Annotated in this window: 14 protein-coding genes; 4 read left to right on the forward strand and 10 right to left on the reverse strand. The window is 66.6% G+C overall.

Translation table 11 applies throughout. From position 1 onward, the window contains the following. On the forward strand, positions 1–137 hold a 137-nt coding region (locus VJT49_RS25170), incomplete at its 5' end, for a VOC family protein (protein ID WP_324166574.1). Between the two features lie 109 nt (positions 138–246). After that, entirely contained in the window at positions 247–2637 is a 2391-nt protein-coding gene (locus VJT49_RS25175; RefSeq protein WP_324167390.1) for an excinuclease ABC subunit UvrA, read from the forward strand. Between the two features lie 189 nt (positions 2638–2826). Here VJT49_RS25175 and VJT49_RS25180 read toward each other — a convergent pair whose 3' ends face one another. Beyond that, on the reverse strand, positions 2827–3900 hold the full coding sequence (locus tag VJT49_RS25180; RefSeq protein WP_324167391.1) for an FAD-dependent monooxygenase: 1074 nt from the start codon (positions 3898–3900) through the stop codon (positions 2827–2829). Between the two features lie 751 nt (positions 3901–4651). Between VJT49_RS25180 and VJT49_RS25185 the strand changes: the two genes are divergently transcribed. Further along, positions 4652–5209: a snapalysin family zinc-dependent metalloprotease gene (locus VJT49_RS25185; RefSeq protein ID WP_324167392.1), complete on the forward strand. Its 558-nt coding sequence runs from the start codon at positions 4652–4654 to the stop codon at positions 5207–5209. A gap of 26 nt (positions 5210–5235) precedes the next feature. On the opposite strand, the gene bluB is transcribed toward VJT49_RS25185, so the two are convergent. The 3 genes from bluB to VJT49_RS25200 form a co-directional block, all read right to left on the reverse strand. After that, positions 5236–5889 (reverse strand): 5,6-dimethylbenzimidazole synthase, encoded by a 654-nt coding sequence (gene bluB, locus VJT49_RS25190; RefSeq protein WP_324167393.1) that lies wholly within the window; start codon positions 5887–5889, stop codon positions 5236–5238. 127 nt (positions 5890–6016) lie between these two features. Next, positions 6017–7459, reverse strand: coding sequence for a DHA2 family efflux MFS transporter permease subunit (locus VJT49_RS25195; RefSeq protein WP_324167394.1), 1443 nt, complete (start codon positions 7457–7459; stop codon positions 6017–6019). 272 nt (positions 7460–7731) lie between these two features. Next, positions 7732–7869 carry a hypothetical protein gene (locus tag VJT49_RS25200; protein ID WP_324167395.1) on the reverse strand — a complete coding sequence of 46 codons (138 nt, stop codon included), beginning with the start codon at positions 7867–7869 and terminating at the stop codon, positions 7732–7734. Between the two features lie 166 nt (positions 7870–8035). Here VJT49_RS25200 and VJT49_RS25205 point away from each other — a divergent pair, with 166 nt between their 5' ends. Further along, positions 8036–8548, forward strand: coding sequence for a hypothetical protein (locus tag VJT49_RS25205; protein WP_324167396.1), 513 nt, complete (start codon positions 8036–8038; stop codon positions 8546–8548). Positions 8549–9116: 568 nt separating this feature from the next. Here VJT49_RS25205 and VJT49_RS25210 read toward each other — a convergent pair. The 6 genes from VJT49_RS25210 to VJT49_RS25235 form a co-directional block, all read right to left on the reverse strand. Continuing rightward, positions 9117–10112 carry a polyprenyl synthetase family protein gene (locus tag VJT49_RS25210; RefSeq protein WP_324167397.1) on the reverse strand — a complete coding sequence of 332 codons (996 nt, stop codon included), beginning with the start codon at positions 10110–10112 and terminating at the stop codon, positions 9117–9119. A gap of 56 nt (positions 10113–10168) precedes the next feature. Continuing rightward, a complete protein-coding gene (locus VJT49_RS25215) occupies positions 10169–11527 on the reverse strand; it encodes a cytochrome P450 (protein WP_324167398.1) in 1359 nt (452 codons plus the stop codon). A gap of 32 nt (positions 11528–11559) precedes the next feature. Further along, on the reverse strand, positions 11560–12585 hold the full coding sequence (locus VJT49_RS25220; RefSeq protein WP_324167399.1) for a terpene synthase family protein: 1026 nt from the start codon (positions 12583–12585) through the stop codon (positions 11560–11562). Between the two features lie 666 nt (positions 12586–13251). Next, on the reverse strand, positions 13252–13959 hold the full coding sequence (locus tag VJT49_RS25225; protein ID WP_324167400.1) for an amidohydrolase family protein: 708 nt from the start codon (positions 13957–13959) through the stop codon (positions 13252–13254). Positions 13960–14295: 336 nt separating this feature from the next. After that, entirely contained in the window at positions 14296–15084 is a 789-nt protein-coding gene (locus VJT49_RS25230) for a hypothetical protein (RefSeq protein WP_324167401.1), read from the reverse strand. Between the two features lie 86 nt (positions 15085–15170). After that, positions 15171–15359 (reverse strand): hypothetical protein (locus VJT49_RS25235; RefSeq protein WP_324167402.1); only part of this gene is annotated, 189 nt, incomplete at its 5' end.

Below are 15359 nucleotides of genomic sequence, written 5' to 3' on the forward strand. Positions count from 1 at the left end.
TCGACACCACCTTCGCCACCCTCCAAGCCCGCGGAGCCGACATCGTCCAAGAACCCACCCACCAGCCCTACGGCACCCGCGACTGCGCCCTCCGCGACCCCGCCGGCAACCTCATCCGCATCCAACAACTCCCCTGAACCATTCGCGGCTTGCGTGGACGGAGAACCGGACATACCGCTCGAACTGGTTGGATCGGGCGATGCTGGCAGGCCGCGAAGGCGGCCACGCGTAACAGATGGAGACACAATGAGCATGGCCACGAGGACGCACAAGCAGTCGCCTGCGCCGCACGTCGCCGACAGCCACGATTTGATCCGCGTGCACGGCGCGCGTGAGAACAACCTCAAGGACGTCAGCGTCGAGCTCCCGAAGCGCCGGCTGACCGTGTTCACCGGCGTCTCCGGCTCGGGCAAGAGCTCGCTGGTCTTCGCCACGATCGCCGCGGAGTCGCAGCGGCTGATCAACGAGACCTACAGCGCCTTCGTGCAGGGCTTCATGCCGACGCTGGCGCGGCCCGACGTCGACGTCATGGATGGGCTGACGACCGCGATCATCGTCGACCAGGAGCGGATGGGCGCCGACCCTCGCTCCACGGTCGGCACCGCGACCGACGCCAACGCGATGCTGCGCATCCTCTTCAGCCGGCTCGGGAAGCCGCACATCGGCTCGCCCCAGGCGTTCTCCTTCAACGTCGCCTCGATCAGCGGAGCGGGTGCGGTCAGCGTGGAGCGCGCAGGACGGACGGTGAAGGAGCGTCGCAGCTTCAGCATCACCGGCGGCATGTGTCCGCGCTGCGAGGGCCGGGGACAGGTCAACGACATCGACCTGTCCCAGCTGTACGACGACAGCAAGTCGCTCAACGAGGGTGCGCTCACGATCCCCGGCTACAGCGTGGACGGCTGGTACGGCCGCATCTTCGCGGGCTGCGGCTTCTTCGACCCGGACAAGCCGATCCGCAAGTTCACCAAGAAGCAGCTGCACGACCTGCTCCACCGGGAGCCGACCAAGATCAAGGTCGACGGCGTCAACCTGACCTACGAGGGCCTGATCCCGAAGATCCAGAAGTCGATGCTGGCCAAGGACGTCGACTCGCTGCAGCCGCACGTCCGCGCCTTCGTGGAGCGAGCGGTCACCTTCACCATCTGCCCCGAGTGCGACGGCACCCGGCTCAGCCAGGAGGCTCGTTCGTCGAAGATCGACGGGATCGACATCGCCGACGCCTGCGCGATGCAGATCAGCGACCTCGCCGAGTGGGTGAAGGGCCTGGACGAACCGTCCGTCGCGCCGCTGCTGGCCGCGCTGCGGCACACCCTCGACTCGTTCGTGGAGATCGGACTCGGCTACCTCAGCCTCGACCGCCGCTCGGGCACGCTGTCGGGCGGCGAGGCGCAGCGCACCAAGATGATCCGCCACCTCGGATCTTCGCTCACCGACGTCACCTACGTCTTCGACGAGCCGACGATCGGGCTGCACCCCCACGACATCCAGCGGATGAACAACCTGCTGCTGCAGCTGCGCGACAAGGGCAACACCGTGCTGGTCGTGGAGCACAAGCCGGAGGCGATCGCGATCGCCGATCACGTCGTCGACCTCGGTCCGGGCGCCGGCGCCGGGGGCGGCGAGGTGGTGTTCGAGGGCACCGTCGAGGGGCTGCGGGCCAGCGGCACCGTCACCGGGCGGCACCTGGACGACCGCGCCGCCCTCAAGCCATCGGTGCGGACGCCGTCGGGGGCGCTAAAGGTGCGCGGCGCCAGCACCCACAACCTGCGGGACGTCGACGTCGACATCCCGCTCGGCGTGCTGGTGGTCGTCACCGGGGTGGCGGGTTCGGGCAAGAGTTCGCTGATCCACGGCTCGGTGTCCGGACGGGACGGGGTGGTGCCGGTCGACCAGAGCGCGATCCGTGGCTCGCGGCGGAGCAACCCGGCGACCTACACCGGACTGCTCGACCCGATCCGCAAGGCGTTCGCGAAGGTCAACGGCGTGAAGCCGGCGCTGTTCAGCCCGAACTCCGAGGGTGCCTGCCCCACCTGCAACGGCGCCGGCGTCACCTACGTCGACCTGGCGATGATGGCCGGCGTCGCGATCACCTGCGAGGAGTGCGAGGGGAAGCGGTTCCAGGCATCGGTGCTCGAGTACCACCTCGGTGGCCGCGACATCAGCGAGGTGCTCGCCATGTCGGTGACCGAAGCCGAGGAGTTCTTCCGCGCGGGCGAGGCCCGTACGCCGGCCGCGCACGCCATCCTCGCCCGGCTCGCCGACGTCGGGCTCGGTTACCTCAGCCTCGGCCAGCCGCTCACCACGCTGTCCGGGGGCGAGCGGCAGCGGCTCAAGCTGGCCACGCAAATGGCCGCCGACGGTGGCGTCTACGTCCTCGACGAGCCGACCACCGGCCTCCACCTCGCCGACGTCGAGCAGTTGCTCGGCCTGCTCGACCGGCTCGTCGACTCCGGCAAGTCGGTTATCGTCATCGAGCACCACCAGGCGGTCATGGCGCACGCCGACTGGATCATCGACATGGGGCCGGCCGCGGGGCACGACGGCGGCCGGGTCGTCTTCGAGGGCACACCTGCCGCCCTCGTCGCCGCTCGCTCCACCCTCACCGGTGAGCACCTCGCGGCCTACGTCGGCGCCTGACCCGAGGCCTTGGGGGACCCGGTGAGGCCGCCGCTTACCCGGCGCGACATCGGTGACGTTCACTGGCAGGCAGTTCGGGCTTGGGCGTCGTGGATCACCGGGTGGGTGTGCCCGACTTCAAGCGCTTGAGGTTCCGCATCCTGGTCGGATGGCGTCACGAGCGGCCGCGGAGCAGGCGTGGTTCACGATTCAGGAAGTGCCCCGGCGCGGCGGGGCTGAGTGAGCCGACGCTGCGGTACTAGGAGCAGATCGGGCTGATCGGGCCGGTGGCCCGGGATCCCGGGAGTGGGCACCGGCGCTATGACGCCGCGGTTCTGGACACGATTGAATCCCTGCCCTGTTTGAGATCGGCGGGGATGCGGGTCGAGGATCTGTGCCGTTGTCTGCGATCGCCGGCCCGCGGCAACGAGGCGGCGGCCGAGCGGCGAGAGCTGCACCCACGATGTAGCACGGCAAGGGCGTGGCCAGTTCGTGCATGTCGTGGTGCAGGACGTCGTGCGGTCGGGTGGCTTCGAGCAGAGCGGGAATCGGATCATGCCAGCTGCCGAAACGGCGGCGCATCTCCCGCAACGGGTCGGGATGGCGCACACCTGCGGGTGCGGTGAGGACCGCATGCCACTCGGCCCTGCCGTCGGCGAAAGCGATGTGGCCGAACTCGACGCCCGGCCCCCAGGTCAGCTCGAAATCCGTCCGCAGATCAATCGCGTTCCCGGTGATCGCGCGCAGCACTGACGATCCACTGTAGACGGCGCCGGGATGCGCCGGGAAAAGCTGCGAACGCAACCGGCTGCCGACGCCGTCCGCGGCCACGACCAGGTCGGCGTCCAGAACGGTATCGCCGCAGGCGACTCGTGCCGGCCCGGTGCCGGAGCACTCGACGCCCGAAACCTCCACCCCGACCATCAGCGCCTCCTGCGGCAGTGCCGCGCGCAGGAGTTGATGGAGCACGGATCGTGCTGTTCCGACAATCGGCGTGCCTGCCTTGCGTTCCAAGGCGGCACCGTCGATCCTCGCCAGCCAACGACCGCTGGGAGTGCGTGTGCCCGCGGCGTACTGATATCGCCCGGCCTCGCGCACCGTGTCACCGACACCGAGAACGTCCAAGGCGCGAATACCATTGGCTGCCAACGAAATTCCGGCGCCGACGTCGTCGAGGACGGGATGGCGTTCGATGACCGTCGCCACCCAGCCGACACGGCGCAATCCGATCGCCGCCGCCAGCCCGCCGATACCCCCGCCCACGATCACCGCGCTCCTGACCACGCCACAGCCCCTTTTGGTCGAAAATCGTCCTGGTCACCGTCATTGAGGATACCGCGGACCCGGCGGACCGTTCGGCGGTGAACGTCACCGTGTTCGAAAACTGGACGTTGGCCGCGGTGCAGGCGGTGCTCGCATGTGCCGGCGTGACGTCGCCGTCGACCAGCTGGGCATAGCAGGCCGCGGGACCCAGGGGTCCGTCATTTTGCCCGGTGTTACCCGCGGCTATGACCTTTGGGTCAAGCCGGTAATGTTGAGCCCGCAGGTACTCCTGGCACTCGGCGGAACTGGTCTGAACCGGTGCCGCGATTCCCACCGAGAGCCCGGCCGCAACCACGATCGTGGTTGCGGCCAGGGTCACCAGCCGACCGAATGTTTTCCTGCGAGTGCCCGTGTTTGCCGTGCGTCCTCCCCAGAAGACCTGAGCATTGAAAGCGTATCCACACAGTGAGCCGCAGGTTCTCGTCCGAAAGAGCGAACATGTGGGCGGATCGCCATGAGTAGTCGCGGGTCGATCCGGGCATTGTTCGCGCCACTATCCGGTCCGGTAGACCCCGAAAAACCTGAAGCTACCCGTATTGGTCGAACGGGCCTCGCGGACCTGACTGCCCGCGACGTACCGTCTTCGACCTGGTTGGGGCCGAACGGCGGGTGTTGCCAAGGGTAACCGAGCCATAGCATGACGTCTCGTGTCCCGGCGGATGCCAGTGATCGGTCGATGCTGCTCCGCACCTCTGCACCCGAGGAGTGAACCGTGCTTCGACGCACATTCGCCGGTGTCCTCGCCGGCACCGTCCTGGCCGTGCCGATGGTCGTCGTGGCGCCCTCCGCCGCAGCGGCGGTGGAGGGCCAGGCGACCACGCTCACCTACGACGACAGCCAGGCCGCCGAGTTCAAGTCCGCGGTGGCCGCTGGTGTCAACGTCTGGAACACCAGCGTCACGAACGTCCGGATCGTGAAGGCGCAGCCGGGTCAGCGCGTGAACATCCAGGTGGTCGCCGACGATGACTGGCCGCGCGCCAACCTTGGTCCGGTCCGCCCGACCGGCACCGTGACGGTGTGGATCGGGCGGGAAGCGGTCGACCAGGGCTACTACACGGTCCGGATCGCCGCCCACGAACTGGGCCACAGCCTCGGCCTGCCCGACGCCAAGCCCGGCCCTTGTTCGTCGCTGATGTCCGGCTCCACCGGCGGCGTGAGCTGCACCAACGTGCAGCCCAACGCCTCTGAGAAGGCTGCCGTCCAACACAACTACGCCGGTACCGCCCAGAGCGCCGACACGAACGCCGTGCTTCCGGACGCCGCCCACTAGCGGGACTCGTCGCCGAGGACCTTCGGTCAGTCCGATTCCGATGTTCCGTACCGATCATGGTGGACCACGGCGCTGAGCGGCAGGCGTTCCCGCCAGCCGTGCCGTTCCAGATCGGGGACGGTCGGTAGGTCGCGTACCGGGCCGACGCACAACCACGCCACCGGGCGGAGGTTGTCCGGTAGGCCGATCAGCTCGCGCAGGAATTTCTCCCGGTAGAAGCTGACCCAGCCGACTCCGAGCCCTTCGACGGTCGCGGCCAGCCACAGGTTCTGGATGGCCAGGCACACCGAGTACAGGCCGGCGTCGGCGATGGCATGCCTGCCCAGCACCGAGGGCGCGCCGCGCGACGAATCGTAGGTCACCACGATGCCGGCAGAGGACTCCATGATGCCCTCGATCTTGATGCGCGCGAAGACGCGGGCCTGCTCGGCGTCCAGTTGACCGGCGAACAACGCCCGTTCGGTCCGCACGTGCTCGCGGAACTTCCTTCGAACGTCCACATTGGATACCACGACGAAGTCCCACGGCTGTGACAGGCCCACGCTCGGTGCCGCGTGTGCCGCGCTCAGCACGCGATGCAGCGCTTCCGCCGGGATCGGCGCACCGGTGAACTCCGCCCTGGTGTCACGCCGTTGAAAGATCGTCTCGTACAGGAGATGTTGGTCTGTCCCACTTGTCACGAGCTCGATCGTGCCCCCAGACCTGTTCCGTCCCTTCCGGGGCTCGCCGCGTCGTTCAGACCCCGGTCGAGATCGTCGAAGCCGCTCAGCCGGACGCTGCCTGACCTCCCACCGAGCGGCCGTCGCCTCATGAGCTGGTGGCCCCGGTGGCCGATGCGCGGCGGACGAACAACGACGTGATCAGCGCCAGTACACCGACCACCCCGGCGACGACGAACGCGGTGCGCAGCCCGTTGGCGTCCGGGTCGCCGGCCGGGCCGGTGCTGCCGAGGGTGGCCACACTGACGAAGACCGCCGTGCCGAACGCGCCGGCGACCTGCTGGAGCGTGGCCAGGATCGCGCTCCCGTGCGCGTGAAGGTGGCTGGGCAGCACGCCGAGCGACTCGGTCATCAGCGGGGTCATCATGAAGCCGAAGCCGGCCATGAGCAGGACGTGGCTGGCGATGACCGCGACCAGTGGCGAGCCCGCGCCGAGCGTGGCGAACAGCCACAGCGACACCGCCATGGCCAGCGCGCCCGGGATCACCAGCGGCCGGGCCCCGAACCGGTCGAACAGCGCCCCGACCGGGCGCCCGAGAAGTCCGAGTGCGAGGCCACCGGGCAGTACGGCCAGGCCGCTGACGAAGGTGCTGGTGTGCAGCACGGTTTGCAGATACAGCGGCAGCATGATCGACGCGACGCCCAGCAGGCACACGAACAGCAGCGCGGTCAGGACGAGCGCGACGACGAAGCCGCGGTGGGTGAACGGGCGCAGGTCGAGCAACGCGCGGTCGTCGCGCTGCAGCCGTGTCTGCCGCCACGCGAACACCGCGAGCGCGGCGGCTCCGGCGACGATCGGGATCCACGGCGGCAGCGGATGACCGCCGCCGGCTGGCGCACCGAACGCGGACAGGCCATAGAGCACCCCGCCGAACCCGGCGGCGGACAGCAGTACCGACGGCAGGTCCAGCGGCACCGGGCGGGTCCGGCCGTCGAGGCCGAACCAGACCGCCCCGATGACCAGCGCGGTCACCGCCAGCGGGAGCACGATCCAGAACATCCAGCGCCAGCTCAGCGACGACAGGACCGCACCACCGATCGTCGGCCCGATCGCGGGGGCGACGGCGATGACGATCGTGATCGTGCCCATCGTCGCGCCGCGCCGGTGTGGTGGTACCAGCCGCATCACCGAGGTCATCAGCAGCGGCAGCATCACGGCGGTGCCGCCGGCCTGCAGCACCCGCCCGGCCAGCAGCACCGGAAAGCCCGGCGCGAGTCCGCTGACCAGGGTGCCGAGGCTGAACGTGGTCAGCGACGCCAGGAAGACCTGGCGCGGCGTGAAGCGTTCGAGCAGGAACCCGGTGGTCGGGATGACCACGGCCATCGTCAGCAGGAACCCGCTGGTCAGCCACTGCACCGTGGTGGTCGAGACATTGAGGTCGACGGTGAGCTCCCGCAACGCGATACTGAGGATCGTCTCGTTGAGGATCATCACGAACGCGGAGAAGACCAGCACGCCGATCAGCAGGCCGGACCGTGGCGGTGGAGCTTCGCGGCCGGCGGTGGTCGTGGCCGTCGCGGGGGCGGGCATGGGTGAGCACCTCACAGAATCTCATAGCGCGGTTGGTGACCTCGAGCGGCTTTGCTCGAAAATGCCTGCCGCCACGTGCGGATGGCCGGGGGTTCCGGCGCCGGCGATGTTACAGTCCTGATCAATGTATACGGTGACGAGGTAACGCCTGTCCAGCGAATTTTCGGCGGCGCGCGGACCGATGTCCACCGTAGCCGGGGAGATGCGCATGCGTGCGTAGGGAGACCGGCGCCGCCCGTGCGAGGTGGGGCACCGATGAAGGTGTAGGCACCTCAGCGATCGGGCGCGCGCACCGGCAGCAGGGCGATCAACCCGGCAAGCAGCACGAGCACGATGCCGGCCATGCCCGCTCTCTGCGTGCCGAACAACGCGATGAACCCGCTGAATGCCAACGGCCCCAGGAAACTCACCGCACGCCCCGTCGTCGCGTACAGCCCGAACGCCTCCCCTTCACGTTCCCGGCTCGACGATCCGCGCGAGGAAGGTACGACTCGCCGCCTGTGCCGGGCCCAGGAATATTGACAACAGCAACCCGAACAGCACCACCAGCACCAGCTCATCGACTCCTACGACGTCGTGCTCTGCACGGACGTCGACGAGATCGTCGCGCCCGATCCGCGCGGCGGCGATCCGGGCGACTACATCGACCGGTTCACGGGGGACTACGTCACCTGCACAGGCTACGAAATCCTGCACCAACGCGACACCGAGCCGCCCCTGGACCTCGCACGTCCCGTCCTCGATCAGCGCTCCACCTGGTTCCCCAACCCGCTGTACTCCAAGCCGCTGCCGGCGCGGGTGCCGATGGCCTGGCGCGGTGGCTTCCACGAACGCGTCGACGGCCAACGCCGAAGCGAGCCCAGCCTCTACCTGATCCACCTGCACCGTGGGGACTACGAAATCTGCCTCAACCGCCATCGAACGCGTCTGATCCACCGCTGGGCACAGGACGACATCGACAACCACCGCGGCTACCAGAACCGGATCGTGGAACCAGAAAAGTTCCACCACTGGCTCTATCGCGACCGCTGCAACGGCGACCCCGTGCACCCCGAACCCGTCCCCGACCACTGGCGCAGCCTGCTCTGAGTTCGCTTTGCCGACGAGGGTGGTTTCCCACTGTCAGAGGAGTCCCGGCCGAGCTGAGCGTGCAGCGCCGCGACCACGCCTTCGGGGTTGCGTCACCCGCGCCAGCAGCGCGGTGTTCTCATCGCGCACAACCGCGATCTCGGCGTGCTTGACGGCCAACCACGGCACGACATCGTCATGTGCCGCTTCCCGACCCGACCCCGTGATCACAACCGTAGTCGATCACCTGTGCCGACCACCGCCGACCTGTCACTCAGGCTGAACAGTTGCCTCCGGTTCGGTCCCCAGCAGGGCCACCCCATCGCTCCGACTTCGCTGCGCTGATCGTGATTGCGCGAACCATCCACGCCGAGGACCGTGGTGGTTGCCCACACGGCGCGAGCTCGTTGCTTGTTGCCTCCCTCAGCCGAGGTTCGGGCGGCCCAGCGTTTCTTGTACTTCGCCCCCGACCCACATCAGCGCCCGCGACGCGACGGAAACCGAGCTGGCCACGCGAATGATCGTGCTGACGCTCCTCGTACGTTCGTCGGTGCACCACAGCCGCCGCTGGACCCGAGCAAGGCGCCCGTCAGGTACTCCGGTAGGCGACCTCGGTGGCCATCCTGGACAGCTGTTCTCGCCAGTCCGGGACCAGCGGGGCTTCGCCGATGGCACACTGGGCTCGCTCGACGAGTTCGCCGATGCGGGCCTCGACTTTGTCGCGTATACCGCAAAGGATCAGGCGCTCGCGCAGAAGGTCGAACTCGCCGTTCTCGACAAGTGACCGGATCCGCTCGTCTTGTCGCACCGCAAGGGACAGCAGCACGGTCATCTTGTGCTGCCTGAAGTCGAGCCCGCTCGGCTTACCGCTTTTCTTGCCGTCCTCGAAAGCGTCGATAAGATCGTCGCGTAACTGGAAAGCCTCTCCCAGCGCCTCCCCGTACACCTCAAAATGGTCCGCCAGATCGCTACGGCCGGCCAACGTCGAGCCGAGCACCAAAGGCCGGTGAATCGTGTATCGGCCGGACTTCACCACCGCGATCCGCCGGGCCAGTTCCGGGTCGGCGGTGAACTCGGTCGCGGTGGCGATGTCGAGTAGCTGACCGGAGACCAGTTCGGCACGCAGCTCCAACCATTGTCTGCTCAGGTCAGCCGACAGGTCGGCCATGAAATAGTCCGCGTAAGCCCAGGCCAGATCACCGGCCAAGATCGCGACGGACTCACCGTAGCGCCGCGACTCCCCGTGCCAGCCGTTCGTGCGATGGACTGCGATGTGCTCCGCATGGACTGTCGGCATCGCCCGCCGCTGATCCGAGTCGTCCATCACGTCGTCATGGATGAGTGCCGAAGCATGCAGCAGTTCCAACGCGATGGCAGCACGGACTGCTCGCTCGGCGGGCATCTGGCCCCCTGCGGAGAAGTATCCAGTGAGGCAGAAGGCCGGGCGAAGGCGTTTTCCGCCGGCCTTGACCAGCTTCGTGACCGCCTGGACCGGAACGGCCGCTCTCTCGTCGTCCGCAACCCACTTGACGCGCTCGTCGGTGAGGAATGCCAACAGGCCCTGCTCCATCTCCCGCAGCATCATCGCAAGAGTCTGCTGCGGCCTCGCGGTCAGGTCGGCTGAACATGAGGCAGTGGTCATCATGCCCGTCCGGCCCGCCGTGCGCTCAGGTGCATATGCGAGTCGCTCGGTTTGTAGGTCGAGCCAGCCACCGGACGGACGGGGTGCTTCGACGCGGACCGCAGGACCCAACGGGAAGTAAGCGTGGCGAGAGCGATCATCATTTCGACGTAGGCGAAGGATTCGCCAATGCACTTCCGCGCGCCTGCCCCGAAGGGAAGGTAGCTGCTGCGGGAAATTGACCGAGCCCGCTCCGGCAGCCAGCGATCCGGGTCAAAGAACTTGGGCTCGGTATAGTACGCCGGGTCCTGATGCACGGCGTAAGGACTGAAGAAAACGTCAGCACCCTCTGGAATGTGATAGCCACCGAGGTCGACGTCGGTTACCGCACGCCGGGTCAGGATCCATCCGGTCGGGTATAGGCGCAGGATCTCCTGAACCACCCTGCCGAGATATTTCAGTTCGGGCAGTATGTCGTAGCTCACCGTGCGGCCGTCGAGAACGCTGTCGACCTCGACATGCACGCGTCGCTCGATATCAGGGCGGGTCGAAAACACGTGGAACGCCCACAACAGGGCGGTTGCCGATGTCTCGGTTCCGGCCACCATCATCGACCGGATCTCGTCGTGCAACTGGTGGTCGGTCATGCCTTCGCCGGTTTCCTCGTCACGAGCCAGCATCAGCATGGACAGCAGGTCTCCCCGGTCGGCGCCACTGGCCCGGTATTCTGCGATGATGCCGTCCACGAGGTTGTACCAGCGCTGCAAGGCCGCCTCCTCGCGGCGCTTGATGGGGAGAGGTAGTTTGTGGATGAATTCGATCGGTAGGAATGCGCGTCTGCCGACCCCTGTCACCAGCACCGGTAGTGCACGCCTGATCTCAGCTGCCGTCTCCGGGGGCAGCGCGGAAAAGAGTGTCTTTGTGAGGACGTTCATGGTCATGTTGTAAAAGTCATGGGAAATGTCCACTATATCTCCGTCATGCCATTCCTCGGACAGGTTTTCCACCACCTCCACGGCGGCCGACGCATAGCTGGCCATCCGACCGTGGTGGAATGCGGGTTGGGAAAGGCGCCGCTGGCGCCGGTGGAAGCTTCCGTTGGACGCAACCAGGCCGTTGCCGATCAACTTGGCCGCCTGCTCAAACAGCGGACCACCCTTTTCGAACTTCCCGTACTGGGTGATCAGAAGTTCTTTGATAAGTTCTGGCTGGTTGACCATGTAGGCGGGTTTCATGCCGAGCCGGAAGACCACGACATCACCCTCGTCGCGGAGCGACTCGACGAATTTCAGTGGCCGCCGGGCCATTTTTAACATGTGGCCGATCAGGGGAAGGCTGCCGGGCATGGTGGGCGGAGGAACGGTGGTCGTGCTGTGCATTGTCATTCTCCAATAAAAAATCGGGCAGCTGGCTATGAAAAGGCGAGATACTGCCGTCGACCAGCCGGATCGGCCGAGTTCGCGGTATCGGACGCATGGGATGAGTAGCGTCGTGTCGCCATGCTCCAGTCGTGCGTGACACGGATTTGATGGGTCATCGCGGTGACATAGCGTTGAGTGATGGCTTGCTCGTTCGCGGTGGCACCAACCCGGCGACACAATGCGGGGATCTCCGCGGCGATACTCAGGAACTGCTCGGACTTGTCATGCACAAGCCGGCAAATCTCCTCGATGACCGCCTCGCGGGTGCCCCTGCCCTCGTGTTCGAGCACCAGCACGAGGTTGTGGGTGTCTCCCCGCGCTTCCTCGTGTTCAACGGAATGAACGTCGTTGCAGAAGGCGATTATATCTATTTCCAGCAGGCCCAGTCGCCGGATCTCCTCGCTCGCGAGGATCGAGCTAGGCACCTCGTAGCGGTTCACCCGTTCGGTCGCGTCCAGATACAAATACATCGCCATCGACTCCCGGCGCAACGCGAGATAATCGTCGAGAGTTGGGACGACCCTGCTGCGCCGCGCGATCACCTCGGCAAGAAATGAGCGGAGGAAGCGCTGCCAGCTTTGCCGCGCGCGTTCCCGCCAGCGATCAGACATGGGTTCGATCAAACGTGTCCACAAGTCCGCCGTGGCGTTGACCAGCACCCCGCCGTCGGTCGGCGTGATCGGTGGATGCTCGGTGACCGCGATGAGTTCGTCGACGATCGAGGTGGCCTGCTCGAGATCGTCTCCGGCCGGCCCGTCGAAGAAGTCGTCGCAAACCGCGGTCCAGACGATCACGTCGGTCATCAGTTCCAGGTCTGCTCCGCTGGCGTCCGGACAGAATCCAGCGGCAACATCGGCCAGCATCATGCCCACGTAATACCCGAGCGCCGAATCGGTTGGCTGCAGTAACCCGTGATCGTGCGCCCATCGCACGGCACGCTGGCCTGCCCGCTCAACCTCGGCCCGCTCGGGCCGAGGAGCGGGAAACGGCAAATGAAAGTCGACCTCGATTGGCATGTCACCTTCCCGGAAATCACTTGGATTCGTCAGTTCGGCCAGGCTGGGCGCACGTTTCAAGAGGTAGCCATGACATACCTAATCATAGGTAGAAGGTGAATATCAATAACTTTTCGATACTTGACCAATTCGGAAGCTATCCGTCACTGCGGATTTTGGGATAAGTGCAGTGAATTCTGATTAGTGCGGATTGACCTGAGCAGCCGGGCGAGTGGAAGATAATGCGATCGGAGTAGTACTGGGGGCTGATCACCCATTCAATTTGACGCGACACCCAAACAGGCTGTACCGGCCGGCCAACCGGAACGTGCGTGACACGGACGAGTCCGCAGACCACGCAGGCCAGCCCGTCTGCCTGGGTGTCCGTCAAGCTGGTGAAGATCCTCTCGGCGCTCATCGGCCATCACCCGCCACGCGCCGAGTGCCAACCGGGCGGATCGTGAGCTCAGGGCCCTCAGCCAGCACTTCGCGGTTCGTATGCTGTGACGTTGGTCAGGAGTTCTCAGGGCTCGCAGCACAGGTGGCATGCCCATTCCGGTTCGTGCCACCACGAGTCGTCGGGCTGATGCCGGGTGGGGATGGCGTGGCGGATCGCGGGTGGGGCGGCTGTCGGTGTGCGGAACGGGACAAGAAGTTCGTCGACCGATCGCAGGGTTCGGCCGGTCATCACCATGCGCACGTCGGCCGCGGCGCGGATGTCCTCAATGGATCGCCCGCCACGAAGGCCAGGTCGGGGAACGCCCCGGGCACCACCTCACCGAGCCGTCCGGCGAGCCCGAGCCAACGGGCCGGGTTCCGGGTGGCAGTCGTGAGCGCCTCACCGGGGGTGAAGCCGAAGCGCACCATCGCGCGCAAATTCGCGTGCAGCGACACGGCCACGTTGTCCAAGGGCGCGTCGGTGCCGGCGATGACGAACCCACCGGCTCGATGGATGCGCAACACCATGTCGACGTTCGCCGCGAGTAAGGCCAGTGTCGTGGTGTTCCCGGGAAGGAGGGCTTGGTCGGCCTTGGCCACGAGCATGTCGTATTCCCAGGGCGGAAAGAGCGCTCTCGTGCGGAAATCGTCGACGAGGGAACGATACTCAGCGTAGATCGCCATTGCGTTGAACAGCGTCGGCGTGATCGACATGCCCGAGCGCGCGAACGACGTCACGGCGTCGGCATAGGCACGGCCGAGCCGGGATACCGTGTGCGAGTAGCCGAGCCGGTTGCTGGCACCGGTGTGTTCCATGCCATCCATGCCGAAGAACTCACTGGGATACAGGTAATGCGACGACAGCGGTACTCCCGTTCGATGCGCCTCGGCGATGGCCTGTCGCTGGTAATCGACGGGGAGCCGGACATAGGTTTTGATCGGGTCGTAGCCCAGCATTCTGGCGCGTTCCAGCTCGAGTCCGAGTTTGGGCGGACGATCGCGTGGGGCGCATGAAGTTGTAGTAGATCCGCGAACCGTCGATCGCCTCGCCGGTGCCGAACAGGCGGGGCCCGACCCGCGCCCCCGACTCGAGCGCCTCTCTGGTCTCGACGAACTGGTAAGCCGGGTCGCCGGGTGAGCGCGTGGTGGTGATCCCGTAGGACAGCCACAACCGGCCCTGCCGGTCACCCCACTGCCGGCCGCGCAGGTGCCAGTGGTTGTGCGCGTCGATGAGTCCCGGCATGACCGTGAGGCCGCTCGCGTCGACGTCCGCTTGTCGTGGCCCCGACGGCGTCACGGCGACGATCCGCCCGTTGGTGACGACGATGTCGAGGCCACGCCGCAACTTTGGCGTGCGGCCGTCCCACAGGGCTCCGGGGCTCGCCGCTTGGTCCGGCCGTCGGCGGTACAGAGCAGTTCGCCGTCCGGCAACCACGACGCGGCGAAGCCGAACACGTCCTCACCCGAGCTGACCACCTGGTCACCGACGACCAGTTCGGCGGTGGCACCAGCGATGCGGACATACGCCAACCCCATCGGGGTGAACGACGGGCCGTACAGACTTGCCCCCTCCGGCGCGGTGACCGCGGTAATCACCCCTCCAGTCGCGAGGTCCAGGGTGAAGATGTCGTAGCCGCCTCGATCCCCGCGATCGGAGGAGAACGCGATAGAGCAACCGTCCGGCGCGAACCGGGGCTCCCGATGATCGAACGGGCTACTGGTCAGCTGCCGCAGGCCGGAGCCGTCGGACGCGACGGTCCAGAGATGGTAGTTGCCGTCCCGACAGGCCTGGAACACCAGCGTCCGTGCGTCCGGCGACCAGCACGGCCGGGTGGCGTCGGTCAGATCGTCGGTGAGCCGCCGCGCGACCCCGCCCGTGACCGGCACCGTCCAGATCGAGGTGACCAGGTCGAAGGCGACCCACCGCCCATCGGGTGAGGCGGACGCGGAAATGTTGGTGCCCTCGGTGACACCCGTACTCGCGTCGGCCTCACCCGCATCCGCTCCAGGGCCGAACAGGGCACCGCCGGCAACCACCCCGGCGCCACGGAACATTTCACGGCGGCTGAAATCAAGCTCCATCAAATCGAGGCTAGATGGTTCAGACCTCGATTGTGATCAGCTGACCGGTCTCGCGGCGCTCGTGGTTTCCCAGCGGGGGTGCTTCGTCAGCGGCGGAGGCGGGCACCCCAGCCTCTGGTACGGACGTTCGAGCCGAGGCCGGCCAGGTGCAGTGCCAGGCCGAGTAGTCCGGCCGTGACCAAGGTTGCGGAGGAAACCCCAAGGTCGAGGTGGGCGAGGTCGGCGATCAGCGCGATGACGAAGACAATCGCGGCGGCGATGGCGAACATGCTGGA

The organism is Amycolatopsis sp. (genome assembly GCF_035276945.1).
Classification (GTDB): Bacteria; Actinomycetota; Actinomycetes; order Mycobacteriales; family Pseudonocardiaceae; genus Amycolatopsis_E.